This is a genomic window from Erythrobacter sp. 3-20A1M (genome assembly GCF_018636735.1).
Classification (GTDB): Bacteria; Pseudomonadota; Alphaproteobacteria; order Sphingomonadales; family Sphingomonadaceae; genus Alteriqipengyuania.
Window position 1 is genome coordinate 466,391 of record NZ_CP045200.1, and the last position, 24,350, is coordinate 490,740.

A 24,350-nucleotide genomic window follows, 5' to 3' on the forward strand; every position below is an offset into this window, starting at 1 on the left:
ACGCTGCCGCCGCGCCGCCGCTGCCGGCGATCGGGCACATGAAAAAGGGCACCGCGATCGCTCGCGGTGCCCTTTCTCGTAGCAGCCTCGCGGCTCGGCTTTAGAAGTGGAAGCCGACCGTCGCGCGGAAGGAGTGGAAGCTGAGATTGTCGTCGCTCGGGCGCAGGTTGGTCTGGCCGGAATCGAGCAGGAACGGGTTGGTCGCAGGCGCGCTGCCCTGCGTCACGCCGACGCTGTAGTCGCCGTCGTTGTAGTGCGAATACAGGTACTCGGCACCGATGCTGATGTTGCGCGTCACCATCAGCTCCGCGCCGCCGCCGGCCTGCCAGCCGAACTGCCAGTCGCCATCGTTGTTCTCGGTGAAGCTGTTGGCCGTGTTGGTAGTGGTGAAATCGTGGTCGATCTTGCCGTAGGCGACGCCGCCGGTGGCGTAGAACAGGCCACGGCCGTCACCCGGCGACCAACCCGCACGCAGACGCGCGGCGGCCGAATAATCGAGGCTGCGGCTGGCGGTGTAGCTCGCCGGGGTCGTGCTGAAGCCGGTGGAGTAGTCGCGCGCCTGCGAGCCCGCGCCCTCGACCAGCGCACCGACGACGAACGAGCCGCCGTTGAGCCGCTTGTCGAAACCGATCCGGCCGGCATAGCCGAGGTCGTTCTTGTCATCCATGCAACCCGCCCCGGTGGTCGCGCCGTTCGCGCCGCCGTTGCAGAAGCCGGGCGAGAACGCGTTGGCGCCGGTCGTGGTCAGCACATTGTTGTCGAAGCTGCCATCGCCATCGGTATCGAACGCGAGCCCGTCGCCGCGGCCGGAATTGATCTGGTCGAGGCTGATTGCGCCGGCAACATACGGTCCGTTGAAATTGTCTTCGGGGGTGGTTTCCTGCGCCATGGCCGGAACCGCGAAAGCGCCCGTCGCAAGCGCGGCCGCCGAGAGTGTCAGAAGCTTAGACATGTAGAATCCTTATCCATTCATTTCCCTGTTGTGGGGGCCGAACGGACGGGTTGCGCGGGCGTTCCATAGGAGGTGAACATTTGTTGCCGGGAACAGATGCAATGTTGCAACACCCGACATTATGGTGAACGGTTCGTTCATCGAGGCGAAAGATTAGCGCTTCGGCGCGACCTTTACGAACGCCGCGATCGCCTCTCCCACACCGTCGGTCAGAGGGAGGTCGGGATCGGCGTAAGTGGCCAGGTTTGCCTGCATCCCGTCGCCCGCCACGCTCTTGAGCACATGGCTCATGTCGGGAAACGTGGCGAGGGTCGCATCAGGACGCGCGGCGGCCAGCCGCTCTCCGTCCGTCGGCGCCACCTGAATGTCCCGTCCGCCATAGATCAGCAACAGCGGCAGGTCGGTCGCCTTCGCCAGTTCCGCCGGATCGAGCGCGAATTCGCTGCGCACGAAACCCTGGATACTCTCGCGGAACAGTGGGAGCAGCGGCGCGGGTATCTCGCTGTCGGGCACGGTTTCGCCCGCGACCAGCGCGTCGATGATCCGGTCCGCATCCTTCAGCAGGAACGCGTTGGCCGGATTGGCGCGCAACTGCTCGCGGATGATGTCCTGCAACGGCCGGCCGGGAGCGGCGACGAGGATGAGGCCGCACACCCCCTCCCCGCTCTGCGCCGCGCTGGAGAGCGCGATCAGTCCGCCCTCGCTGTGGCCGAGCAGCCAAACGCACCCGGCCCCCGTCTCCTCGCGGATCGCGTCGATCCAGCTGCGTGTGTCCGCGGCGTAGGCACCGATCGTCACATCTTCCGGACTGCCCGCCGCGCTGCTGCCGAACATCCCGCGCTTGTCGATCCGCACGCTGGCGATCCCCCGCGCGGCGAGATCGTCCGCCAGATAGCGATAAGTCTCCGCCTTCAGGCCCATCGGGTTGTTGCCGTCACGATCCGTCGGGCCGGAGCCGGGCAGGATCAGCACCACGGGCGCATCGCCATCCCCCGCAGCTTCGCGCAGCGTCCCCGCAAGGTCGCCCTTCGGCCCCGGCGCGGTAATGGCTCGCTCCATAGGCGTATCCGGTGCTGTCGCGGCCGGGGCCGCTGCCACGCCGCCCAGCGCAAGCGCCAAACCGATTGCCATGCTCATCGGCCCGTCTCCCCTTCTTTCCTGCTCCGGTGCCAGAAAAACCAGCTGTATATCGCGGGCAACAGCGCCGCCGCGACAGTCGCGCCGATCATGATCCCCGCGCGGGTCGATGGGGCGAATGGAAGGATCACCGTCAACAGGATGGCCGCACCCGCTGCCATGAACAGCTTGCCGCCCAGCCGGTGGGTGGCGATCCAGTTGTCGGTATCGGTCAGCGTCCAGGGCGTGCGTATGCCGACGAAGAAACCGGGTCGGCTCTTGGGCAGCATGTTGCCGATCACGATGAACAGCACCCCCACCCCGACGATCACGAGATCGGCGGAAGGCTCCCGTCCGAATGCCGGCATGGCGATCATGCCCTGCACCAGCACCATCAGCGCCAGCATCGCGTACCACACCGCCTTCAGCAGGTCGCCCGAAGCCTCCAGCTGGTTCTGCAGCGGCTCGATCCGGGGGATGATCGCGAACAGGGCGGCAAGGAAGATAACCACACCCGTTGGCATGAGCAGGGCGAACAGCGCCGGGCTGGTATCGTCCACCTCGCCCGCCGCGTTCCAGTGCGTGGGCAATTGCGCGCCGTCGGGTAACAGCGACGCGGCGTAGAGCGCGAACATCGCCATTGCGACCGCGAGGGCAAGCGACACGATCAGCGGCGTGCGGGTATTCATCGCGTGGTTCCTTGCGCTGGGGCAGGGAGAGCCGCCCCGTTCGCCGGGCGCTCCATCCCCATCCGGCCCATGAAGCCCATCAGCGCCTCCTCCAGCGTCGACATGTTGAGCGTATAGATCACTTGTCCGCCGCGGTTCTCGCCCAGGATCAGCCCCGCTGCCTTCAGCTTCGCGAAATGGCCCGACATGGTCGGCTTGCTGACCGCGAAATTATCGGCAAGGTCGCCGGCGCTCATCCCCCCGCCTTTCAGCAGCTCCAGCACCTCGCGCCGAATGGGATGGGACAGAGCATCGAACACACCGGTCATAGCCATTTAGCTAATAGGCTAAACGGCGAACGTCAAGGGCGTCCCACGCGCCCTACTGGAACGCCCCGAAATTCGGCTGGCCATTGGATGCGCTGACGCCGCCGTCCACCGGCAGGTTCACACCCGTCACATGGCGCGCGTCGTCCGATGCGAGGAAGGCGACCACTGCCGCGACATCCTCCGGCTCACCGGGGCGGCCCAGCGGCATGCGGCGCATGAAGGCGGTCATCAGCGCATCGTTCTCCTCGATCCCGCTGCTCATCTCGGACCGGGTGAAGCTGGGGCACACGGCGTTCACCCGCACGCCCTGCTCGCCCAACTGCATCGCCAGTGCGCGGGTCAGATTGGTCACCGCACCCTTCGAAGCGCAATAGATCGGCATCGTCCAGTCGCCGCCGGTGCCCGAGACGCTGGAGGTGTTGACGATGCTGCCCCCGCTCTTCGCCAGTTCGGGGATCGCAGCGCGGCATAGATAGAGGACGCCCTTCACGTTGATGTCGATCATCTGGTCGATATCGTCGTCGCTCGCTTCTGCCAGCGGACCGTTGCCGCCGACGCCGGCATTGTTGCAAAGCACGTCGAGCCCGGCGAAGCGCTCCACCGTCTTGGCGACGATATCCTTCGCGAATTCGGGTTTCGAGACGTCGCCTTCCACCAGCAGCGTGCGTTTCTCGTCCAGCCCTTCGGCGACCTTCTCGATATCCTCACGACTGCGCGAATTGAGCACCACATTCGCCCCCTCCGCCGCGAACCGTTCCGCGATCCCGCGGCCGATGCCGGACGAGGATCCGGTGACGATGACGGTCTTTCCTGAAAAACGGTCGGATGCGGCGGTCATGTATATCTCCTGCTGTCTGGATTTCCTGAGGCACTTCATGAGGCGCGAGGCCACGTTTCTCCTGTCGAACGGGTGGGACTGGGCCGGGGTCCGACGAGCGGGGGTAATTTTCCTACCTGTTCGAAGCTGTGTATCTCCCCCCCGACTTTCATCGCCGACGAGGAGGAGGACCGGCCTCCGCTCGCCATGCACCTGTCCGTCCGGTCACACGAGGACCAGCAAAATGCTTCATATTCCAGGACTTACACATCGCTGGCGAAAGTGACGGGGTGTCACCTTCGTCACCCGCGCCGGGGAGGAACTATGCTGGGAGAGAGCCTCGCGGGGGTGCCGCCGAACAAAAATCTTGCTTGCCGGTCGTAGAGCGCAAAGCGGGATGAATTACAGGAGGTTGCTCGAAGTTGCGCACGCAGGAACCACACGGACTTCCAAATTAATCCTTGCAATGATCCGCGTCCCCCGCATGTTCCTTGTCAATTCGGGCACTCGCTCGCCCGGCGCATTCCTGCCCTTCCGGGCTTTACGCTTTATCGCGGTATGGGGATGTTCGCGGCCCTCGGTGGCCAAAACCGGTTTCATTTGTTACTAGGTGCTGCATGCAGACGGGAACACTCATTTCGCTCGCCGCCTATTTCATCCTGATGCTCGGCATCGGGCTTTATGCGTGGCGCAAATCGACCGACACCAGCGAAGGCTATCTCCTCGCCGGGCGCAACCTGCCCCCCTCGGTCGCTGCGCTGCCCGCCGGTGCCTCGGATATGTCCGGCTGGCTGCTCCTCGGGCTGCCCGGCGCGCTCTACGCCTCGGGCCTCGTGGAAGCGTGGATCGGCATCGGCCTGTTCCTGGGCGCCATCGCCAACTGGGTGATCGTCGCGCCGCGCCTGCGGCAACAGACGGAAGAGCTGGGCAACGCGCTGACGATTCCAGAATTCCTCGCCAATCGCTTCCCGGACAAGGCGGTGGCGCTGCGCGTAATCTCCGCCATCATCGTGGTGCTGTTCTTCACCGTCTATACCGCCGCCGGCCTCGTCGGCGGGGGGAAGCTGTTCGCGACCAGTTTCGCCGGGCTGCTGCCCGATGTCGCGATGAGCGATTACATGCTGGGCATCTGGATCACCTGCGGCGTGGTGCTCGCCTACACCATGGTCGGCGGCTTCCTGGCGGTCAGCCTGACCGATTTCGTGCAGGGCGTCATCATGATGCTGGCACTGGTCATCATGCCGCTGGTCATCATGTTCGGACCGGGCGGCAGCGCGGGCGAATCGCTCACCAATGTCCAGCCGGGCTTCCTCGACATCACCAACGGGTTGACCTTCGTCGGCTTCCTGTCGGCAGTAACGTGGGGCCTGGGCTATTTCGGCCAGCCGCACATCATCGTGCGCTTCATGGCGGTGCGCAGCGTGGAGGCGATGCCCACCGCCCGCAATATCGGCCTCGGCTGGATGGCGATCTGCCTGCTCGGCTCGCTCGGCATCGGCCTTGCCGGCCGCGCCTATCTGTCGCGCAACGGCATTCCGATCGAGGATCCCGAAACGATCTTCATCGTCCTTGCCGACCTGCTGTTCCAGCCGCTGATCACCGGCTTCCTGCTGGCCGCGCTGCTGGCCGCGATCATGAGCACGATCAGCTCGCAGCTGCTGGTCAGCTCGAGCTCGCTGGTCGAGGATTTCTATCGCCTGTTCTTCCGCAAGGAAGCGAGCGAACGCGAGGCGGTGAATGTCGGGCGGCTGGCGGTGCTGCTGGTCGCGCTGGCCGCGATCGCCATCGCTGCGGACCCGGACAGCGAGGTGCTGGGCCTCGTCTCCAACGCCTGGGCCGGCTTCGGCGCCGCCTTCGGCCCGCTGATCCTGTTCGCCCTGACGTGGAAGCGGATGACGGGCGCGGGCGCGGTGGCGGGCCTCGTCACCGGGGCGGCGGTGGTGGTCGGCTGGATTGCGCTTGGCTGGAACGACGCCTTTCTGGGCGGCCCGGGGGTTTACGAGATCATCCCGGGCTTCGTCGCCGCCTGCCTCGCCATCTGGCTGGTGTCGGGCGCCACCCGCCGAGGGGAAGCGACCCGCGCCGCCTCGCAGAGCGTGCCGACCTGACCGACCTTATTCGGATCGCGTTAACCGCGAGGCGCGAGAATGGCCGAATGGCTCGAGGTCTCGCCTCTCTCGCGGTTCTGACTGCTGCCGTGTCCCTGTCGGCGTGCTCGCTGCTTCCCGGCGACAAAGGCGGCGGCCGTGATACGGCACGCCCCGCACCGGCGGTGGCGCAACCCGTCTCGCGCAGCCCTGCCAACAAGCTCTGTCTGGCGCGCCTGGCGGATCAGGGGGCGACTTTCTCCGCCCTCCCCGATCGCTATTTCGGGGACGGCTGCCATACGCTGGGCACCGTGCAACTCTCTGGCCTCGCGGCGGATGTGGGAACGGTGGAGCTGGGCAATATCGGGCCGGTCACGTGCCCGCTCGCCAGTACGCTGGAGGGTTGGGCGCGCTATGGCGTCGATCGCGCCGCGCGCCGCTATCTGGGGGCGCCCCTCGCGCGGATCGAGACGTTCGGCAGCTATTCGTGCCGCAACGTCGCGGGCAGCTCGCGCCGCTCGGCCCATTCGCGCGCCGAGGCGGTCGATATCGCCGCCTTCGTGCTGTCGGACGGGCGCCGCGTCAGCGTATCCGGCGACTGGAACAGCGGGGACGGGGCGAAGCGAGACTTCCTGCGCATCGTTCACGCGAGCGCCTGCAAACGGTTCGGGACGGTTCTCGGCCCGGATTACAATGCCGCGCATCACGATCACTTCCACCTGGAAAGCGGGGACGGAAGCTTCTGCCGTTAGCGTTGCGAGCGGACAGCGGCTCTATCCCGCGATCGGCGGCTCCAGCCGCGCCTCGATCCGCAGCCGCACCGCGTCCGCGGGATGGCGCGCCCCCAGCTTGCCCATCATGTTCGCCCGGTGGATTTCGACGGTGCGCGGGCTGATCGCCAGCGCGCGCGCGATCGCTTTGTTGCTCGCGCCTTCGGTCAGCTGGTCCAGCACCTCCCGTTCACGGGTCGTCAGGTCCGCGATCCTCGCGCGCGCTTCGATCATCCGTCGGCGCAATTGGGCCGCGCGCCGCGCCTCCTCCCCCACCCGGCGCAAGGTGGCGGCGAAGCGTTGCCGATCGAGCGGCAGGGAGAGGTAGTCGAGTGCACCCGCCTTCACCGCGGCGACGATACGCGCGGCGGAAGGCGCGTCCCCCATGGCTATCACCGACAGCCAGACACCGCTTCTTTCGAGAACGTCCAGCGCTTCGGATATTCCGCCTCTGCTCGGATCGTCCCGTGCGATTACGATACCGTCCTCGGGCGCATGCTGGGCGAGCTCTTCGATCGAGCCGTAAACCTCGGCATGATAGCCCAGCGCGAACGCCGCCCGCGCAAGTTCCGCCCGTGTCCGGCTATCCGCGTCGACGCAATGCAGGACCGTGGCTTCCATGCAAGCAACGATGCGGTTGGCTAGTGAACGACACAATCAGGGGTAATGCGGATATGGACCAAGTAGCGTGACCAAGGACGCACCGTAGCCGCCCCGTACCCGTAATATTTGGTCAATTATGGATGTAGTCGGCACCCGCGTTTGTACGGTGCACCGCGCTGATCAAAGGTTTACTATTAGGTAAAAGCCCTAGGTCTGAAAAGTGTAGTCGGGCAGCGAGTAGAAGGCGTGGCGCAGCGCGTCGCTCCAGCTGGACGAGATCTCCTGGAAGTAGGGATCGTCGCCCTCGATCCGCCGCGCATGGGCGGGCGCGAAGCCGTCCTTCTCGATCACCATCATGTCCAGGGGCAGGCCGACCGACAGGTTCGCCTTGAGCGTCGAATCGAAGCTCACCATCAACAGCTTCACCGCATCTTCGAAACTCATCTGCGGATCGTAACCACGGATCAGGATCGGGCGACCGTACTTGGTCTCGCCGATCTGGAAGAAAGGCGTGTCGAAGCTGGCCTCAATGAAATTGCCTTCCGGATAGATCAGGAACAGGCGCGGCTCCATGCCCGTGATCTGCCCGGCGAGGATGATGGAGGCGGTGAAACGCCCCTTCCCCCGGTCGCCATTGGCCTTCTGGCGTTCCTCGATGATCTCGTGGAGCAGTCGCCCCACCTCGGTGGCAACATTGAACATCGTCGCGCTTTCCAGGACCGAATTCGCCCGGTTCTCGGGCAGCTTGGTCCGCTCCTCCAACTGGCTGACGACCGCCTGGGTCGTTGCCAGATTGCCCGCCGTCATCAGGGTGATGATGCGTTCGCCGGGCACGCGCCAGTGGTGCATCTTGCGGAACGTCGAAATGTTGTCGACGCCCGAATTGGTTCGGGTGTCGCTCATTAGAACGAGGCCTTTCTCCAGCACCATGCCAACGCAATAAGTCATCTTCGTCTCCCTGGCGGACGCGAACGGGGCCTCGCCGATCCGCCACCTCGCTGGCATTGCGCGCCGGGGCGATCAACCCCAACGGCAAGGTATCTACTGCTGGTCGACCTGCTGCTGCTCGACTGCGACGTCGACACGAAGGTCCTCCGTCGTCGTCCCGAAACTGATGCCCGTGATCGGTGCGGCGTCGCGATAGTCGCGGCCGGTCGCGACACGAATATAGCGCTGGTCGGGACTGATGCCGTTGGAGATGTCGAAACCGACCCAGCCCAGACCTTCCACATGCGTTTCGGCCCACGCATGCGTGGCCTCCTGATCGATGCGGTCGTTCATCATCAGATATCCGCTGACGTAGCGTGCTGGAATGCCATGCTGCCGTGCCACACCGATAAAGATGTGCGCATGGTCCTGACACACCCCGCGGCCCTGCTCGGCAGCCTGTTCGGCAGTCGTGGTGACACCCGTCTCCCCGGTGCGATACTCGACCTCGTCACGGATTGTCTGTGACAAGGCGTGAAGATAATCTAGCGGGCCGAGACTGTTATCGAGCTTTTTCATCAGGCTGCGCACACTCGGCCCCGGTCGCGTCAATTTGGTCTGCGACAGGAAACTCCACAGGGGCAGATGCCCCGCATGGCTGCCGATCACTCCCGCATGATCGTGAGTATCGACCGTTCCGGAGCAAGTGATGACGACCTCTTGCGCACCCGGTTCGACAGCGACCAGCGTCGTGGTGTTGTGATGCTGGTCGTCATATTCCAGCTCCTCCTCGGCGCCGTCGTAATGCATCGACCATTCGACGATTTCCTGACCCTGCGTGCTCTTGGGGGTAAGCCGCAGGCGTTGCAGCGCGTGCACGACGGGCTCGGAAAAACGATAACGGGAGGTGTGGCGGACGGAGAGGCGCATCAGAGGTGAAACCTGTAATCTTCGCCGATCGCCTGAGCGATGGCGGCGTTGGACTGCATGAACTCGGTCAGGAATTCATGCAGCCCCCGGTCGAAGATATCCTCGACCGAGAGGTTGGCGAGCCGCGTATCGGCCTCGCGCATCAGCGCGTTGCTCTGGCCTTCCACGCCGTGCAGCCGGGCCAACGCGGCCAGTTCCTCGCGCAACTGGCTGTGACAGAAGGCGAGACTCCGGGGGAAGCGGTCGTCGAGCGCGAGGAATTGGACGATACCGCGCGCGTCGATGTTGGCGGCGTTCAGCCAGCGATAGGCGCGGTCGCCCGATACGGAACGCAGGACCGTGTCCCACTGCCCGGTATCGAGGCTCGACCCGACATAGGACAGCGAGGGCAACAGCAGATAATATTTGATGTCGAGGATGCGGGCGGTGCTGTCGCCGCGCTCCACAAACGTCCCGGCACGCGCGAAATGATAGCCCTCGTCCCGCAACATCGAGCCGGCCAGCGCCCCGTGCGCCAGCGTGCCGCCGTGGCGAATGGCGGTGATGACATTGCCGACCGAGCCCTGCCCCACAGGACGTGCCAGCATGTCGTTCATCTGCATCCAGATTTCGTTGACCGCTTCCCACAGCTCGCCGCTGATCGCATTGCGCGCGGCTCGGGCATTGGTGCGTACGCCATCGACCATGTCCATGACACTGCTCGGATTGGCCTTGTCACGCAGGATGAAATTCCACGCCTGCACGCCGGTATAGGTCGCGTGATGCGCCTCGTAGGCCTCGCGCCGCCCGGCGGTCTGGATGACGGAGCGCCATTCCTCCTCCGCGGTCACCATGTCGCGGGTCAGCGCCATGCGCAGCCCGGCATCGAGCAGGCGCGCGGTGTTCTCCGCCCGCTCGAGATAGCGGAACATCCAGAACAGGCCATTGGCGGTGCGGCCCAGCATGCGTGTCGTCCCCCCCATCAGTCCTTGAGCACCCAGGTATCCTTGGTCCCGCCACCCTGGCTGGAATTAACCACCAGCGAGCCCTTCTTCAGCGCCACCCGGGTCAGCCCACCCGGGGTGATGTCCACACCGTTGGGAGACATGAGCACGAAGGGACGCAAGTCGACATGCCGCGGGGCAAGCCCCTTGCGGGTGAAGATCGGGCAGGTCGACAGCGACAGGGTCGGTTGCGCGATGTAATTGTCCGGGCGCGCTTCGATCTTCTGCCGGAATTCCGCGATCTGCTTGCGCGTCGAGGCAGGGCCGACCAGCATGCCGTAGCCCCCCGAACCGTGAACCTCCTTCACCACCAGTTCCGCCAGGTTGTCGAGAACGTATTTGAGGCTGTCGGGGTCGGCGCAGCGCCATGTCTCGACATTGGGCAATAGCGGCTTCTCGCCGGTGTAGAACTCGACGATGTCGGGCATGAACGAATAGATCGCCTTGTCGTCGGCGACCCCGGTGCCCGGCGCATTGGCAATGGTAATGTTGCCCGCGCGATAGACGTCCATGATGCCCGGCACGCCCAGCACGCTGTCGGGATTGAAGGTCAGCGGATCGAGGAATTCGTCGTCGACCCGGCGATAGAGGACATCGACCGTCTGATAGCCCTGGGTCGTGCGCATCTGGACATGCCCATCAATGACGCGCAGGTCGGACCCCTCGACCAGTTCCGCGCCCATCTGATCGGCGAGGAAGGCGTGCTCGAAATAGGCGCTGTTGTAGATGCCGGGCGTGAGCACCGCCACTGTCGGCTTCCCCACCGTGGAAGCGGGGGCACAGGCGGCGAGACTGCGCGCGAGGCGGCGGGGATAGTTCGACACCGCTTCGACGCCGATCCGGGTGAACAGATCGGGGAACATCGCCATCATGGTCTCGCGATTTTCCAGCATGTAGGAGACGCCGCTAGGCGTGCGCGCGTTGTCCTCCAGCACGAAGAACTCGTCCGGCCCCGTTCGAACCAGGTCGATCCCGACAATGTGAGTATAGACCCCGCCCGGCGGGGTGAAGCCCACCATATTAGGCAACCACGCCTCATTCTGGCGGAAGAGCCGTTCCGGTATGCGCCCGGCGCGGATGATTTCCTGCCGGTGATAGAGATCATGCATGAACGCATTAAGCGCGCTCACCCGCTGCTCGATCCCGCGGGTCAGCTTGCGCCACTCGGCTGCGCTGATGATGCGCGGCACCATGTCGAACGGGATCAGGCGCTCTTCCGCCTCATCCTCGCCATAGACGTTGAACGTTATGCCGGTGCGGCGGAACTGTCCTTCCGCCTCGAAATGCTTGCGGCGAAGCAGGGCCATATCCTGCTCTTCGAACCATTCGGAATATTCCGAATAGGCTTCGCGCACCCCGCCATCTGCAATCTGCATTTCATCGAATTGGGCGTCGCCCTCGGACATGAATCCCCCTCGTTAGACCCTCAAGGCCCGCCACCTCCTCTCACATGCTAGAAAGGTTCAGGAGCGATCGAGTTCCCGGGCCACCGCGCGAATGGCGGTACGCGAGAATGCGAAATCCATATGCGAGCAGCGCAAGGCGACCGCTCGGTCGCGTTCGCCGGGCCGCCCCGCGGCGCAGCGCGGGTCGATCACCCCGTCGCGCGGGCTCCACAAAGCGATTGTGGGGACCGGGGGCTTCTCGGCCAGTCGCGCCTCTACCGGGACCTGATCGACGCGGTGCCCGGCGACCAGCTGATAGACCCGCCAGGCGTTGTTCGCGCGCAGATCGCCAGAGAACGGACTGCCCATGGTGATGACCCCCGCTACGAGGTCTGGCTGCAACTTGGCGATCTCGCGCGCGTACAGCCCGCCCAGGCTCCAGCCAACGAGCCACACCTTGCGGCCGTAGCGACGATGGAGATCGACCAGGCGCTGTTCGGCCAGGCGCAGGCGGTCTTCCGAAACGCCGGTATTCATGCCCTGCCCCCAGCGCTTCACCTTGTGCCCCGCCTGCTCCAGTTTATGCGCCATGCGCCGCATGCGGACCGGGTGCGAGAGGAAGCCGGGCACCAGCATCACCGTCTGCGGTTCGTGCGTTTTCGGCAGGACGTAGGGATCGGCCAAATCGCGCACGCGCTGCAACACGGGTTCGGCGACATAAGACAGCTCCGCCACCAGCAACCGTAGCGAGGGGCGGCGCGCCTTGCGCGCCTCCTTCTCCAGCGCCAGCGACACGCGTCGGCGCACCGTCTGCGCGGACGCGGTCCAGCCGATCGGAGGAGCGAGCGATGCCATGAAACCGTAACATAAGGGAATGCTCCGCGGTTCCAAGTATCGCGTGGACCATGTCAGATCGCTGTCGCGAAGGTCGGGTGCCGCGTGTGTGCACCAGTGCGCCACCTGTCATTGCGGCGCCAGCTGCGATGCCCCATATCGCGGGACATGGCCGAACTCGTTATCCGTCGCGGGCTGGAAGAGCCCGATACCTCCGGCAGCTTCACCCCGCACAAGCCGAACCGGCCCGAGAAGTCGATGCCGGGCAAGAGGTTCGAACTGGTGTCGGACTACGAGCCCGCAGGCGACCAGCCGACCGCGATCGCCGAACTGGTCGGGGCCGCGCGGGATGGCGAACAGACGCAGTGCCTGCTCGGGGTCACCGGGTCGGGCAAGACCTTCACCATGGCCAAGGTGATCGAGGAATTGCAGCGGCCGGCGCTGATCCTGGCGCCCAACAAGATCCTCGCCGCGCAGCTCTACGGCGAATTCCGCAGCTTCTTCCCCAACAACGCGGTCGAGTATTTCGTCAGCTATTACGACTATTACCAGCCCGAGGCCTATGTGCCGCGCAGCGACACCTACATCGAGAAGGAAAGCTCGGTGAACGAGGCGATCGACCGGATGCGCCACTCTGCCACGCGCGCGCTGCTGGAGCGCGACGACGTGCTGATCGTGGCTTCGGTATCCTGCCTCTACGGTATCGGCTCGGTCGAGACGTACTCGGCTATGATCTTCGACATCAAGCAGGGCGAGAGCGTCGACCAGCGCGAGCTGATCCGCAAGCTGGTGGCGCTGCAATACAAGCGCAACGACGCGGCCTTCGCGCGCGGCAATTTCCGCGTGCGCGGCGACAATCTGGAAATCTTCCCCAGCCACTACGAAGACACCGCGTGGCGGATCAGCTTCTTCGGCGACGAGATCGAGGAGATCGCGGAATTCGATCCGCTGACCGGCAAGCCCGGCACCCGGCTCGACAAGGTGCGCGTCTATGCGAATTCGCACTACGTCACCCCCGGCCCGACGATGAAACAGGCCGCCCAGGCGATCAAGTTCGAGCTGGAGGAGCGGCTCAAGGAGCTGCACGCGGAAGGCATGCTGCTGGAGGCGCAGCGGCTGGAACAGCGGACCAATTTCGACCTCGAGATGATCGCCGCGACTGGCAGCTGCAACGGGATCGAGAACTACAGCCGCTTCCTCACCGGCCGCCTGCCAGGCGAACCGCCGCCGACGCTGTTCGAATACCTGCCCGAAAACGCGCTGCTGTTCGTGGACGAAAGCCACCAAACGGTGCCGCAGATCGGCGCGATGGCGCGCGGCGACCATCGGCGCAAGCTGACGCTGGCCGAATACGGTTTCCGCCTGCCGAGCTGCATCGACAACCGTCCGTTGCGCTTCAACGAATGGGACGCGATGCGCCCGCAGACCTTTTGTGTCAGCGCGACGCCGGGCAGCTGGGAGATGGAGCAGACCGGCGGCGTCTTCGCCGAGCAGGTCATCCGCCCCACCGGCCTCATCGACCCTCCGGTCGATATCCGTCCGGTCGAGGACCAGGTTCAGGATTGCATCAACGAGTGCAAGGAGACCGCCAAGAAGGGCTATCGCACGCTGGTCACGACATTCACCAAGCGCATGGCCGAAGACCTCACTGAATTCATGCACGAGGCCGGGGTAAAGGTGCGCTACATGCACTCCGACGTCGAAACCCTCGAACGTATCGAGCTGATCCGCGACCTGCGGCTGGGCGTGTACGATGTGCTGGTCGGCATCAATCTACTACGCGAGGGGCTCGACATTCCCGAATGCGGGCTGGTGTGCATCCTCGACGCGGACAAGGAAGGCTTCCTGCGGTCGGAGACTTCGCTAATCCAGACCATCGGCCGTGCCGCGCGTAACGTGGATGGCCGTGTGATCCTCTACGCCGACCGCATCACCGGCAGCATGGAACGCGCGATGGCGGAGACCGAGCGCCGCCGCGAGAAACAGCGCGCGTATAACGAGGAACACGGGATCACCCCGACCACCATCCGCCGCGCCATCGCCGATATCGTCGCCCATGCGAACAAGGGCGAGGACGGCGCGGCCGAGGAGGAACCGCAGAACCTCGTCGGCCACAACCTGCGCGCCTATATCGAGGACCTCGAAAAGAAGATGCGCGACGCCGCCGCCAACCTCGAATTCGAGGAAGCCGGTCGCCTGCGTGACGAAATCCGCCAGCTCGAGAATGACGAGCTTGGCTTGCCCGAGGGCGAACAGAAAGCGCCGCGCGTGGGCCGGAGCAACGAGGGCAAGCCGGGGACGCGGAAGCTGCGGTACGGGCGGACGCAGAAGAAGTGGGGGAAGTGACGGATGTGGAAAAGTTTAATTTCTCAAGTTGGAAGGATCTGGTCTTCCTACCGCTATGATTCTCTTGCCGTTTCCATTCCGAAGCGTGAACCTCGTTGGAAACATTTCAGCCAAATTTGATAGAATAATCGTTTGATTTCAGCTCGGCGTAAGCTTTTCGACATCTTGCAAAGCTCGTGATTGAGTCATCAGTAGGAGGCTGCATTCAAACGAGGCAGCCATGACCCCCTTCGAAATCGTCTCCCTGATCGTCGCCATCATCATGCTCGCTGGCGGTTTTACCTTTGCGGGCATCCAGATCGGCAAGTCGCTTGGCGAGAAGAAGTGATTCTCCCTCCCTCCACCGTCATGCCGAACTTGGTAGACCTTCGGTCAGCTTCGCTTCCGGCATCCAGCCCTCCACGTGATGCGATCGTTCCAGAAGAAAGCTGGACCCCGGATCAAGTCCGGGGTGACGGGTTGCGGTAGTAATCCGAGACTCGCCTGTGCAAGGTCGGTCGCCCGAATAGGCGAAATTGCGCAGCGATTCAAAACGCCAAAGATTGTTGGCAGAAGGACCGCATGACCCGCCCGGACAAGCTCTACGCCAAATTGCTGGCCAATCCTCGCGGCGCGATCAGCTTCCGCGACTTCGAGAAGCTTCTCACCGCCTTCGGCTTCGAGAACGCCCGCACGGTCGGCAGCCATCGGCAATATGTGCATCCAAAGCTCTCTCGCCCCTTCCCCGTCCAGCCAAGCGGCAAGGATGCGAAACGCTATCAGGTCCGCGAATTTCTTGAACTGGTCGAGGAACACGGCCTATATGTCGAGCCGTGAACGAGCCCCACTATCATATCAACCTGTTCTGGTCCGCCGAAGACGAGTGCTGGATCGCGGACGTTCCCGATCTCAAGCCCTGCTCGGCGCACGGCGACACGCGCAGAGAAGCCATCTCGAATGTGAACGATGCGATCGATGGCTGGTTGGCTACAGCTCGTGATCGCGGATTTCCTATTCCGCAGGCTCGCTACCGCCCGGCTATCTACGCTAGTTAATAAACCGCCAAGAAATCTGGCGTCTCGATACACCACCCTATTGCGGATGCCCCGCCCGCACGCCTAAAGCCGCCGCTAGATGTCGCCCTCCCGTCCGCTTGCCCTCGCCTTCCTGCTGGTCTGTACCGCCTGCAAGCCGCCGGCATCGGACGATTACGTCTCGCGCCTGACATTGACCAGCGAGGCGGAACGCTTCGCTTCGGACCCGTTGCCATCGCCCGATGCGAAGGACGCGGTTTGGGCCGCGGGGGCGCAACCGCTGCGGATCCTCTACGGGGTTCCGGGCAAGATGCCGTTCCTGGCCATGCAGTGCGACACCTCCACAGAAGTGCCACGGATCGACTTCACCCGATTCTCCCCCGCCGATCGCGATGCGCGGGCAATCATGGCGCTGATCGGCAACGGCCATATCGAACGTATCCAGGTCACCGCGCGCAACAATGGGCGCGCGTGGCTGTGGGAGGGCGGAGAAGCCGCCGATAACGCCGCTCTCGACGTGCTGACCGGCTCGCACGATGTCGAGCTGACGATTCCCGGCGCCGGAAGCCTGATGCTGCACCCCAGCCCGCTGCCGGGAAAGCTTATCGACGCGTGCTCGGATCTGACCCAGATCGTGCAGAGCCCCGAGGCGTCGACCTCTCCGCCCGGCTGACCAGCATATCCGGGGTCAGGACCTGGGGCAGTTGCTCGGGATCGCCTGCGCCGGGATCGTACCACAGATAGAGCGGCACGCCCGCCACGCCCTGTTCGGCAAGGAATTGCGTGATCTGCGGATCGGGACGCGTCCAGTCGCCGCGCAAGGTCTTTACCCCTGCGCGCTCGAAGGCGTCGGCGGTTGCGTCGCGCTCGATCGCGACCTCCTCGTTCACCTTGCAGGTCAGGCACCAGTCGGCGGTGAACCAGACGAAGACGGGCTGGCCGCTGGCGCGTGCATTGGCCAGCGCTGCGGCGCTGAAGGGCTGCGGTGCCAGCAGGCTGTCCCCGCCCGCGTTCGCCGTGGCCGGTGGCGCGGGAAGCGCGACCAGCGCGAAGGCGACCGCCGCACAGGCCCCGATGGCAGGCAGCAGGCCCTGCCCGTCCAGCCGGCGCTGGCTCCGCCCAAGCTGGACCAGCAGGCTCACCATCACGATCGCGATTGCCCCGACCGACAGCGCCCAGCCGGTGCCGCCAACACGCCAGAGCAGCCAGCCGAGTGCGCAGACGGTTAGCCCCATCGGCAGCGCCATCCAGCGGCGAAACCGCTCCATCCACGGGCCGGGACGTGGCAGGCGCGACCGCAGTGCGGGCACGAAACCGAGAAGAAGGAACGGAAGCGCGAGCCCCAGTCCCAATCCCGCGAACAGAGCGAGCGCGGCGATCGGCGGCAAGACCAGCGCCGCGCCCAGCGCCGCCGCCATGAACGGCCCCGTGCAAGGCGTCGCGACGAACGCCGCGAGCAGACCGGTGGCGAATGAACCCCCCGTGCCGCTGCTGGGAGCGCCGCCGCGAATCGCGATGCCGGGAATCTCGAACAGGCCCAGGAAATTGGCGGTTATCGCGCAGCCGAGCAGGAACAGCGCGATCAGCACAACCGGTTGCTGCAACTGGAACGCCCAGCCCACCTGTACCCCGGCACCGCGCAAGCCCAGCAGCAGGCCACCGAGCGCGAGGGAAGCGACCAGCGCGCCCGCGGTGTAGGCCAGCGCATCGCGCCGCGCCGCGCTCTCCGTTCCGCCCGCCTTCGCGAGAGCCAGCGCCTTGAGGCTCAGGATCGGGAACACGCACGGCATTACGTTCAGGATCAGCCCGCCCAGGATCGCGCCGAGCACCAAGAGGGCGAGCGACGAGCCTGTTCCGCTTGCGCCAAGAGCTTCACCGGTTGCCGGGACGGACCCCGGCACGGCTTCGAAACGAAAGCCCTGCCCATCGCCATAGGCGAGGATGCCCGTGATTTTTTCTGGCGTTTGTCCGTCTTCCGTTCGCGGCAAGCGCGCGACCAGTGTGTCGCCAGCGCGCGAGAACGTTTGCGGGGCGGCGTAATCGACGACCCCGTGCTCACCGATGAAGACATGCGGATCGGCGAGATCGAAACTAGCGGGCACCGGAATCGCGAGGGCGAGGGCGTCGCCCTGCGCATCGAAGCGGGCGGCGCGATCGAGCAGCGGGGGAATCGCGGCCTGCCATCTAGCGAAACGCGCCCCGCTTCCCCGCGCGTCACGCGCGACCAAGGTCGCGCTTTCGGGAACGCAGATCCGGTCGGTGCAGGCGAGCCAGCGGGCTTTCACCGACAGCGGCTCACGGCCCCCGGCCTGCGCCCCTCTCGGCATCTCCACCGGCACCAGCACCGCATACTCGTGCTCGTACACATGGTTCATCAGCCCGCCGATCACGAGCTGTTGCGGGACGGGATATTGCAGCTCGCCGATCCAGTCGCTCGGCCAGTTCCATTCCAGATGCATCGGCAGGCCGGCATCGCCCGGGTTGCGCCAGTAACCGTGCCAGCCGGGCTCTGGATCGAACACCAGCGCATAGGTGCGCTCTCGCCCGCCATCGGCGCTGTCGACCAGCAGCAATTGGGGCCGCAGATGCGGCGGCTCGGCCCGCTGCGCCTGCACGGGTTGCGCCAGGAGAGAGGCGAGGACAGCGAGGAAAAGCACCGCGATGCGGGGCAACGAACTTGCGCGCATGGTGTCTCGCCCTCTAGGAGCGGGGGCCATGGACGACAAGCGCGACCTCCTGATCCTCGGCGGCGGCCTGGTGGGCATGACGCTGGCCCTCACCGCGGCAAGCCGTGGCTTCACCAGCCATGTCGTGGATCGCGCCGATCCCGCCGATCTGACGGCGGAAGGGTTCGACGGACGCGCTTCGGCAATTTCGACCGCCAGCTGGAATCTGTTCCGCCATATCGGGATGACCGAAGCGTTGGAGCCGCATGGCTGCCCGATCGACACCATCGCGGTGTCCGATCAGCTGCGGCCCGGCCGCATCGATTTCCGCCCCGAACCGCACGAGGGTTCGCTGGGCCGAATGTTCGCCAACCGGCAGTTGCGCCTCTCTCTGTTCGAAGCCGCGCGTGGGGAAAAGCGCATTGCGTGGCATTCCAGCGCGGAGGTGGTCGAACGCACCCGCGACGAGTTCGGAGCCTCGGTGCGCCTCGCCGACGGAACACGGCTCGGTGCCAGCCTGATGATAGCGGCCGACGGTCGCGGTTCGCCCACCCGCGAGCAAGCCGGGATTCCGGTCGCCAAGTGGCAATACGATCATAGCGCGATTATCGCCGGCCTGCTCCACGAGAAGCCGCACGGCAACGTGGCGTGGGAAATCTTTTACCCCGCCGGGCCCTTCGCGCTGCTGCCCCTGCTCGACGATCAACAGGGTCGTCATCGCAGCGCGCTGGTCTGGACCGTGTCGCAGCGCGATGGCGCGGGGGTCGTGAAACTGGGCGACCGCGCCTTCCTGGCCGAGGTGGAAAAGCGCATGGGCGGCCTGTTCGGGGCGCTCGCCGTATCCGGGCCCCGCGCTTCTTTCCCGCTCGGCTTTCATCACACCGCGAAGATCACGGCGCAGCGGCTCGCGCTGGTGGGCGATAGCGGGCACGGCATCCACCCGATCGCCGGGCAGGGGCTCAATCTGGGCCTGCGCGACGTCGGTGCGTTGGTACAGGTGCTGGAGGACGGGCGGCGGCTGGGACTCGATCCCGGCGATACGCAATTGCTCGCCCGCTACGAGACCTGGCGCGGGCTCGACGCCTTTTCCGTTGCCCTCGCCACGGACGGCCTCACGCGGCTGTTCGGCGTCCCGGGGCGTACCGCTTCGGCCATCCGTCGTCTCGGCATGGGCGCGGTCCAGCGCCTGCCTGTGCTGAAGGACTGGTTCATGGACGAAGCGCGCGGTGTCTCCGGCGATCGTCCCGCCATGCTGGAGGCCTGAGCCTGGCCGCTACTGCTGGGACTGGCCCTGCATCGTCACCACGCTGGAACGGCTGACCGGATTGCCCGATCCATCCCGCAAACGCCGCGGCTCCAAGATCGCCGCAGTTTCGACCAAGTCGAGCGCGCGCTGCACCGCGGCATAGCGCCGCGTATCCGCCATCCATCGCTCCGCCTTGTCGGCCCCCGGCATCCGCCCTACCTCGTCGATCGCCGCCTCGTAGCGTCCGCTTTCCAGGAACAGACGCGCGCGTTCCAGCCGCCGCTCGGGCGTGGGAGAGGGCGAGCTTTCGCGCCGGATGATGAAAAGCTGGTTCAATTCACGCTTCAGCATGCTCAGGCTGGGTCCGGCATCGCGGGCTTCCAGCTTCGGTCCCAACTGCTCCAGCCGCGCCGATAGCTGGTCGAGCGTCACTGGATCGCGCGAGTTTTCGACGATGGTCGATACCGCATTGGGCAAGGCATCGCCGAACCGCAGGCGCAGCTGGTCGGCCAGATAGCCGAGCTGCGCCCCGCGCTCGATCGAGCGACGCACAGCGAAAGCGATCAGCAGCCCTTCCGCGCGCGCGGCATTCCCCGCCGCCGCTTGCGCCTGAATGTCGAGCTGGTTGAGCCGCTGCTCCGCCGCGGCCAGCCGCTGTTCGATGCCGCCCTGCTGGCGCGCCACGCTGGCCGCCGATTTGGAAGGTGGCGCCATTGCCGCCTGGGTCACGCCGGTGGGCGAAGGGGTGCTCGCGCTGGGCGCAATGACCTTCTCGCTTGCCGCCTGCGCTACCTCTTCGCGGCGAAGATCGGCGATATCGGGCCGCCACCACATGAAGATCGCCACCGCCGCCGCAATCAGCAGCAGGAGAAGGACGATCCCCAGCAGGGACCGCCAAGATACGCCCCGCGGGCCTTGCACGCTCGTTTCGTTCATTCCGTCCCGTCCCGCAGGCCGACCCCACCGTCGACACGCCTTATCAGGGGCTCTCGCACAGTTCGCCCGCGATAGCCAATAGCGCAGCGTCGTTCGGCGCAGGCGCCACCTCTACCGTGCCCCATCCCGGTCCAGCCGCTTCGGCTATGCGCGGTGCCAGCGCGGCGACGGACAGCGCACTCCGGTCAATCCCGCTCCGGTCGCATTCGCGCGCAAAATGCGCCGCAGCCTCGCCCGAATGGAGCAGCACGACCGAACCGCGGCTGAACAGCGCGGCTTGCGCAGGCGTGAGCCGGTGATGCCGCACGCGATAGAGCGTGACCGTGTCGATCTCTACCGAATCCGGCGCGGCGAGTTCGACACGTTGCTCTCCCGCCAAGCGCAACAGTCGGCGCGGCTGCGGGGACAAAGCGTCGAGCAACGCCTGCAGGCCGCCTTGGCCGGCTGCCTCCACCCGCCAACCGGCCCGGCGCGCGGCGTCCGCAGTTCGTTCGCCGACCGCCAGCACCGGCACATCGCGTAGCTTGTCGAGTTCGGCGCCGCCGTGGCGGAAGACATTGGCACTCCCCACCAGCAAGCCGTCATAGGCGACCGCAGGGGCCGTCCACTCCACCGGTTCGGCTTGCGACAGGGGCAGTCCGGTGACCCGCAGCCCCATGCGATGCGCGCGCGCCAGCGTTTCTGTCAGTCCCGGTTCGGGCCGAATGGCGACGATCCGGCGGGTCAACGAGCGCCGTCGAACAGGTTGCGCACCAGCGTGGGCGCATCGGCGAGCATCCGGCGCGCGAGGTCCCCCGGCGTACGCCCGTCATCCGCATCGAAGCGTGCCTCGGCCGCGATCCGTTCCGCGCCGTCCGTGCTGAATATCGCCGCACGCATCTCGATCGCCCCATCACGGAACTGCGCGAGCACGGCGATCGGGCTGTGGCATGTCCCACCCAGCCCGGCGAGCAGCGCGCGCTCCGCGAAAACTTCGGCATGGCTCGATGCGTCGTCGATCGCACGCAGCAAGGTCTTCGCCCGGTCGTCACCGGTGCGACACTCAATCCCGATCGCCCCTTGCGCGACCGCGGGCAGGAACGTGTCGAGCGGCAGTGGATGGCCCACGCCCGTTTCGCCCAGCCGGTCGAGCCCGGCACGGGCGAGCAGCGTGACATCGGCCTCCCCCGCCGCGAGCTTCGACAGCCGCGTGGCCACGTTTCCGCGGAATGTCACCGGCTTGAGATCGGGCCGCAGGTGCAGCATCTGCGCGACGCGGCGCGGCGCACTGGTGCCCAGCGTCGCACCTTGCGGGATGGCCGAGACATCGCTCGCCCCGACCAGCGCATCGCGGCGGTCGGCGCGCGGCAGGATGGCGGCGATCGAAATTTCCGCGGGTCGGATCGTCTCCACATCCTTCATGGAATGGACCGCGGCGTCGATCCGCCCCTCCGCCAGCCAGGCGTCGAGTTCCTTGGTCCAGAGCGCCTTGCCGCCAATCTCGGCCAGCGGGCGGTCCTGCACCTTGTCCCCGCTCGCGACGACCGGGACCAGTTCGACCGCGTCCTCTGCCCAGCCATGGGCGGCGCACAGGCGCGATCGGGTTTCCTCCGCCTGCGCCATGGCGAGTGGCGAGCGGCGGGTTCCGAGACGAAGGATGGGCTTATCGGACATGGGCAGGTTTGCCCTAACGGGGGCATCGGCTAAGGGGAAGCCGGATGGGCCTCGTTCTGGGCATAGAATCGAGCTGCGACGAAACGGCAGCGGCGTTGGTCACCACCGACAGACGCATCGTGGCGCAACGCATCGCCTCGCAGGAGGCGGAGCATGCGCCCTATGGCGGGGTCGTGCCCGAAATCGCCGCGCGCGCCCATGCGGAACGGCTCGCGCCGATGATCGATGCGGTTCTGAGCGAAGGCGGCGTGGAGTTGCGCGACCTCGATGCCATCGCCGCTACCGCCGGACCGGGGCTCATCGGCGGGGTCATGGTCGGCCTCGTCACCGGCAAGGCGCTGGCCATGGCGAGCGACGTGCCGCTGCTGGCGATCAACCATCTGGAGGGGCATGCGCTGAGCCCGCGCCTCGCCGATCCCGACCTCGCCTTCCCCTATATCCTGCTGCTTGTCTCAGGAGGGCACTGCCAAATCCTGCGCGTGGAGGGTGTGGGTCGCTTTCGCCGGCACGCGACCACCATCGACGATGCGCTGGGCGAAGCGTTCGACAAGACCGCGAAAATCCTTGGCCTCGGCTATCCCGGAGGGCCTGCGGTGGAGCGGCTGGCGCGCGAAGGCGATGCGCAGGCTGTCCCCCTGCCCCGCCCGCTGAAGGGCAGCGCGGAACCGCATTTCAGCTTCGCCGGACTCAAAAGCGCGGTTTTGCGCGCGCATGAATCCGGCCAGTATTCCCCTGCCGATATCGCCGCGAGCTTTCAGCAAGCGGCGATCGATTGTGCGCTCGACCGGCTCACGCGCGCCCTCGACACGCTCGATCCCGCCCCTGCCCTCGTCGTGGCTGGAGGCGTTGCCGCCAATCAGGCGATGCGCGGCGCGTTGGAGACATTGGCGGCGGATCGCCGGATGCGGTTCGTGGCTCCCCCGCTGGCCCTTTGTACCGATAATGCGGCCATGATTGCGTGGGCCGGCTGCGAGCGCCTGCCGCTGGGTACCAGCGATCCGCTCGATTTTCGCGCGCGGCCGCGGTGGCCGCTCGATCCGGAGGCGAAGCCGGTGCGCGGCGCGGGGGTGAAGGCATGAACGGTGCGGCGGAAATCGCGGTGGTCGGGGCCGGTGCGTGGGGCACGGCGCTGGCGCAGATGCTGGCGGCGGACGGCGCGCCGGTCCTCATCTGGGCGCGCGAGGAAGAGGTCGTCGCCGACATCAACGCCTATCACCACAATGATCGGTTCCTGCCCGAATCGCCCCTCTCGCCGAGCATTTCCGCGACCACGGACCTTGGTGAACTTACCGCGTGCGAGATCGTGCTGGCGGTCACGCCCGCGCAGCATCTGGGCGCGGTTCTGAAGGGGCTGGAGCACACGCCCCGCGATCTGGTGCTTTGTTCCAAGGGGATCGAGCAGGGCACCGGGCATCTGATGAACCACGTCGCGCGTGCGGCCTGCCCCGATTCGAACGTCGCCGTGCTGTCCGGACCGACCTTTGCGCACGAGGTCGCAGCGGGATTGCCCACCGCCGTCACCCTCGCCTGTTCGGGTGGGGAGGAACAGTGGGAGCGCCTTGCGCCCGCGATCGGCCGTCCCCAGTTCCGCCCCTATTACAGCGACGACGTCACCGGGGCGGAGATCGGCGGGGCGGTCAAGAACGTGCTCGCGATCGCATGCGGCGTGGTCGACGGCATGGCGCTGGGCCAGAACGCCCGCGCATCGCTGATCGCGCGCGGCTATGCCGAAATGCTGCGGTTCGGCGAGGCGATGGGTGCGCGGGCGGAAACTCTGGCGGGCCTGTGCGGCCTGGGCGATCTGGTGCTGACTTGCAGTTCGACATCCAGCCGCAACTATTCGCTCGGCAAAGCGCTGGGCGAAGGGCAATCGGCCGATACGCTGATGGCTGACCGGCGCACCGTTGCGGAAGGCGCTTTCACCGCGCCCGTGCTGGTGGAGATTGCCAGCCGCCATGCCATCTCCATGCCGATCGTCGACGCGGTCCACAGCCTGCTGAACGGATCGCCCCCTGCGGGCGTGGTAGAACGCCTGCTTGCACGGCCCCTGCGCTCCGAACGCCATCCCGGCGCGCAGGACTGACGTTTC

Annotated in this window: 24 protein-coding genes; 9 read left to right on the forward strand and 15 right to left on the reverse strand. The window is 65.9% G+C overall.

Annotation, left to right across the window (positions count from 1 at the left end):
• Positions 1-100: 100 nt before the first annotated feature.
• The 5 genes from F7D01_RS02310 to F7D01_RS02330 all read right to left on the reverse strand — a co-directional run bounded on the left by F7D01_RS02310 (position 101) and on the right by F7D01_RS02330 (position 3,903).
• A complete protein-coding gene (locus tag F7D01_RS02310; RefSeq protein WP_215228660.1) occupies positions 101-952 on the reverse strand; it encodes an outer membrane protein in 852 nt (283 codons plus the stop codon).
• A 153-nt stretch (positions 953-1,105) separates the two neighbouring features.
• The gene (locus tag F7D01_RS02315; RefSeq protein ID WP_251566999.1) at positions 1,106-2,089 is read right to left on the reverse strand and encodes an alpha/beta hydrolase; all 984 of its coding nucleotides are present in this window, start codon (positions 2,087-2,089) and stop codon (positions 1,106-1,108) included.
• The gene (locus F7D01_RS02320) at positions 2,086-2,757 is read right to left on the reverse strand and encodes an SdpI family protein (RefSeq protein ID WP_215228661.1); all 672 of its coding nucleotides are present in this window, start codon (positions 2,755-2,757) and stop codon (positions 2,086-2,088) included. The genes F7D01_RS02315 and F7D01_RS02320 overlap by 4 nt, the downstream gene beginning before the upstream one ends.
• On the reverse strand, positions 2,754-3,071 hold the full coding sequence (locus F7D01_RS02325) for a metalloregulator ArsR/SmtB family transcription factor (RefSeq protein WP_371819666.1): 318 nt from the start codon (positions 3,069-3,071) through the stop codon (positions 2,754-2,756). Before F7D01_RS02325 ends, F7D01_RS02320 begins: the two co-directional genes overlap by 4 nt.
• Positions 3,072-3,117: 46 nt before the next feature.
• A complete protein-coding gene (locus F7D01_RS02330; protein WP_215228662.1) occupies positions 3,118-3,903 on the reverse strand; it encodes an SDR family NAD(P)-dependent oxidoreductase in 786 nt (261 codons plus the stop codon).
• A gap of 596 nt (positions 3,904-4,499) precedes the next feature.
• On the opposite strand from F7D01_RS02330, the gene putP reads away from it, so the two are divergent.
• Together putP and F7D01_RS02340 are read left to right on the forward strand one after the other, a co-directional pair.
• Positions 4,500-5,990, forward strand: a complete 1,491-nt coding sequence (putP, locus tag F7D01_RS02335; protein ID WP_215228663.1) for a sodium/proline symporter PutP — start codon at positions 4,500-4,502, stop codon at positions 5,988-5,990.
• A gap of 47 nt (positions 5,991-6,037) precedes the next feature.
• On the forward strand, positions 6,038-6,721 hold the full coding sequence (locus tag F7D01_RS02340; protein ID WP_215228664.1) for an extensin family protein: 684 nt from the start codon (positions 6,038-6,040) through the stop codon (positions 6,719-6,721).
• Between the two features lie 21 nt (positions 6,722-6,742).
• On the opposite strand, the gene F7D01_RS02345 is transcribed toward F7D01_RS02340, so the two are convergent.
• From F7D01_RS02345 to F7D01_RS02370, 6 genes are all read right to left on the reverse strand, one after another.
• On the reverse strand, positions 6,743-7,360 hold the full coding sequence (locus F7D01_RS02345) for a response regulator transcription factor (RefSeq protein WP_215228665.1): 618 nt from the start codon (positions 7,358-7,360) through the stop codon (positions 6,743-6,745).
• A 189-nt stretch (positions 7,361-7,549) separates the two neighbouring features.
• Complete coding sequence (locus F7D01_RS02350) at positions 7,550-8,290, reverse strand: proteasome-type protease (protein WP_215228666.1); 741 nt, start codon at positions 8,288-8,290, stop codon at positions 7,550-7,552.
• Between the two features lie 93 nt (positions 8,291-8,383).
• On the reverse strand, positions 8,384-9,199 hold the full coding sequence (locus F7D01_RS02355) for a transglutaminase family protein (RefSeq protein ID WP_215228667.1): 816 nt from the start codon (positions 9,197-9,199) through the stop codon (positions 8,384-8,386).
• Entirely contained in the window at positions 9,199-10,143 is a 945-nt protein-coding gene (locus F7D01_RS02360) for an alpha-E domain-containing protein (protein WP_215229622.1), read from the reverse strand. Before F7D01_RS02360 ends, F7D01_RS02355 begins: the two co-directional genes overlap by 1 nt.
• Positions 10,144-10,160: 17 nt before the next feature.
• Positions 10,161-11,588 (reverse strand): circularly permuted type 2 ATP-grasp protein, encoded by a 1,428-nt coding sequence (locus F7D01_RS02365; RefSeq protein ID WP_215228668.1) that lies wholly within the window; start codon positions 11,586-11,588, stop codon positions 10,161-10,163.
• A gap of 57 nt (positions 11,589-11,645) precedes the next feature.
• The gene (locus F7D01_RS02370) at positions 11,646-12,422 is read right to left on the reverse strand and encodes an alpha/beta fold hydrolase (protein ID WP_215228669.1); all 777 of its coding nucleotides are present in this window, start codon (positions 12,420-12,422) and stop codon (positions 11,646-11,648) included.
• A gap of 147 nt (positions 12,423-12,569) precedes the next feature.
• On the opposite strand from F7D01_RS02370, the gene uvrB reads away from it, so the two are divergent.
• The 4 genes from uvrB to F7D01_RS02390 all read left to right on the forward strand — a co-directional run bounded on the left by uvrB (position 12,570) and on the right by F7D01_RS02390 (position 16,433).
• Positions 12,570-14,747, forward strand: a complete 2,178-nt coding sequence (gene uvrB, locus F7D01_RS02375) for an excinuclease ABC subunit UvrB (protein ID WP_215228670.1) — start codon at positions 12,570-12,572, stop codon at positions 14,745-14,747.
• A gap of 561 nt (positions 14,748-15,308) precedes the next feature.
• A complete protein-coding gene (locus F7D01_RS02380; RefSeq protein ID WP_215228671.1) occupies positions 15,309-15,563 on the forward strand; it encodes a type II toxin-antitoxin system HicA family toxin in 255 nt (84 codons plus the stop codon).
• Positions 15,560-15,781, forward strand: a complete 222-nt coding sequence (locus F7D01_RS02385; protein ID WP_215228672.1) for a type II toxin-antitoxin system HicB family antitoxin — start codon at positions 15,560-15,562, stop codon at positions 15,779-15,781. The genes F7D01_RS02380 and F7D01_RS02385 overlap by 4 nt, the downstream gene beginning before the upstream one ends.
• Positions 15,782-15,860: 79 nt before the next feature.
• A complete protein-coding gene (locus tag F7D01_RS02390; RefSeq protein WP_215228673.1) occupies positions 15,861-16,433 on the forward strand; it encodes a hypothetical protein in 573 nt (190 codons plus the stop codon).
• Here the strand turns inward: F7D01_RS02390 and F7D01_RS02395 are convergent.
• Positions 16,363-18,447: a protein-disulfide reductase DsbD gene (locus F7D01_RS02395; RefSeq protein ID WP_215228674.1), complete on the reverse strand. Its 2,085-nt coding sequence runs from the start codon at positions 18,445-18,447 to the stop codon at positions 16,363-16,365. The two genes, F7D01_RS02390 and F7D01_RS02395, sit on opposite strands and share 71 nt — an antisense overlap.
• Before the next feature lie 28 nt (positions 18,448-18,475).
• Between F7D01_RS02395 and F7D01_RS02400 the strand changes: the two genes are divergently transcribed.
• Positions 18,476-19,690 carry an FAD-dependent monooxygenase gene (locus tag F7D01_RS02400; protein WP_215228675.1) on the forward strand — a complete coding sequence of 405 codons (1,215 nt, stop codon included), beginning with the start codon at positions 18,476-18,478 and terminating at the stop codon, positions 19,688-19,690.
• A 9-nt stretch (positions 19,691-19,699) separates the two neighbouring features.
• Here F7D01_RS02400 and F7D01_RS02405 read toward each other — a convergent pair whose 3' ends face one another.
• From F7D01_RS02405 to hemC, 3 genes are read right to left on the reverse strand one after another with little or no spacing between them, the layout of a single operon-like run.
• On the reverse strand, positions 19,700-20,608 hold the full coding sequence (locus tag F7D01_RS02405) for a hypothetical protein (RefSeq protein WP_215228676.1): 909 nt from the start codon (positions 20,606-20,608) through the stop codon (positions 19,700-19,702).
• 43 nt (positions 20,609-20,651) lie between these two features.
• The gene (locus F7D01_RS02410; RefSeq protein WP_251567000.1) at positions 20,652-21,335 is read right to left on the reverse strand and encodes a uroporphyrinogen-III synthase; all 684 of its coding nucleotides are present in this window, start codon (positions 21,333-21,335) and stop codon (positions 20,652-20,654) included.
• Positions 21,332-22,261 (reverse strand): hydroxymethylbilane synthase, encoded by a 930-nt coding sequence (hemC, locus tag F7D01_RS02415; RefSeq protein ID WP_215228677.1) that lies wholly within the window; start codon positions 22,259-22,261, stop codon positions 21,332-21,334. Before hemC ends, F7D01_RS02410 begins: the two co-directional genes overlap by 4 nt.
• Positions 22,262-22,305: 44 nt before the next feature.
• Between hemC and tsaD the strand changes: the two genes are divergently transcribed.
• Positions 22,306-23,340, forward strand: coding sequence for a tRNA (adenosine(37)-N6)-threonylcarbamoyltransferase complex transferase subunit TsaD (gene tsaD, locus F7D01_RS02420; RefSeq protein ID WP_215228678.1), 1,035 nt, complete (start codon positions 22,306-22,308; stop codon positions 23,338-23,340).
• Entirely contained in the window at positions 23,337-24,344 is a 1,008-nt protein-coding gene (locus tag F7D01_RS02425; protein ID WP_215228679.1) for an NAD(P)H-dependent glycerol-3-phosphate dehydrogenase, read from the forward strand. The genes tsaD and F7D01_RS02425 overlap by 4 nt, the downstream gene beginning before the upstream one ends.
• Positions 24,345-24,350: the final 6 nt, after the last annotated feature.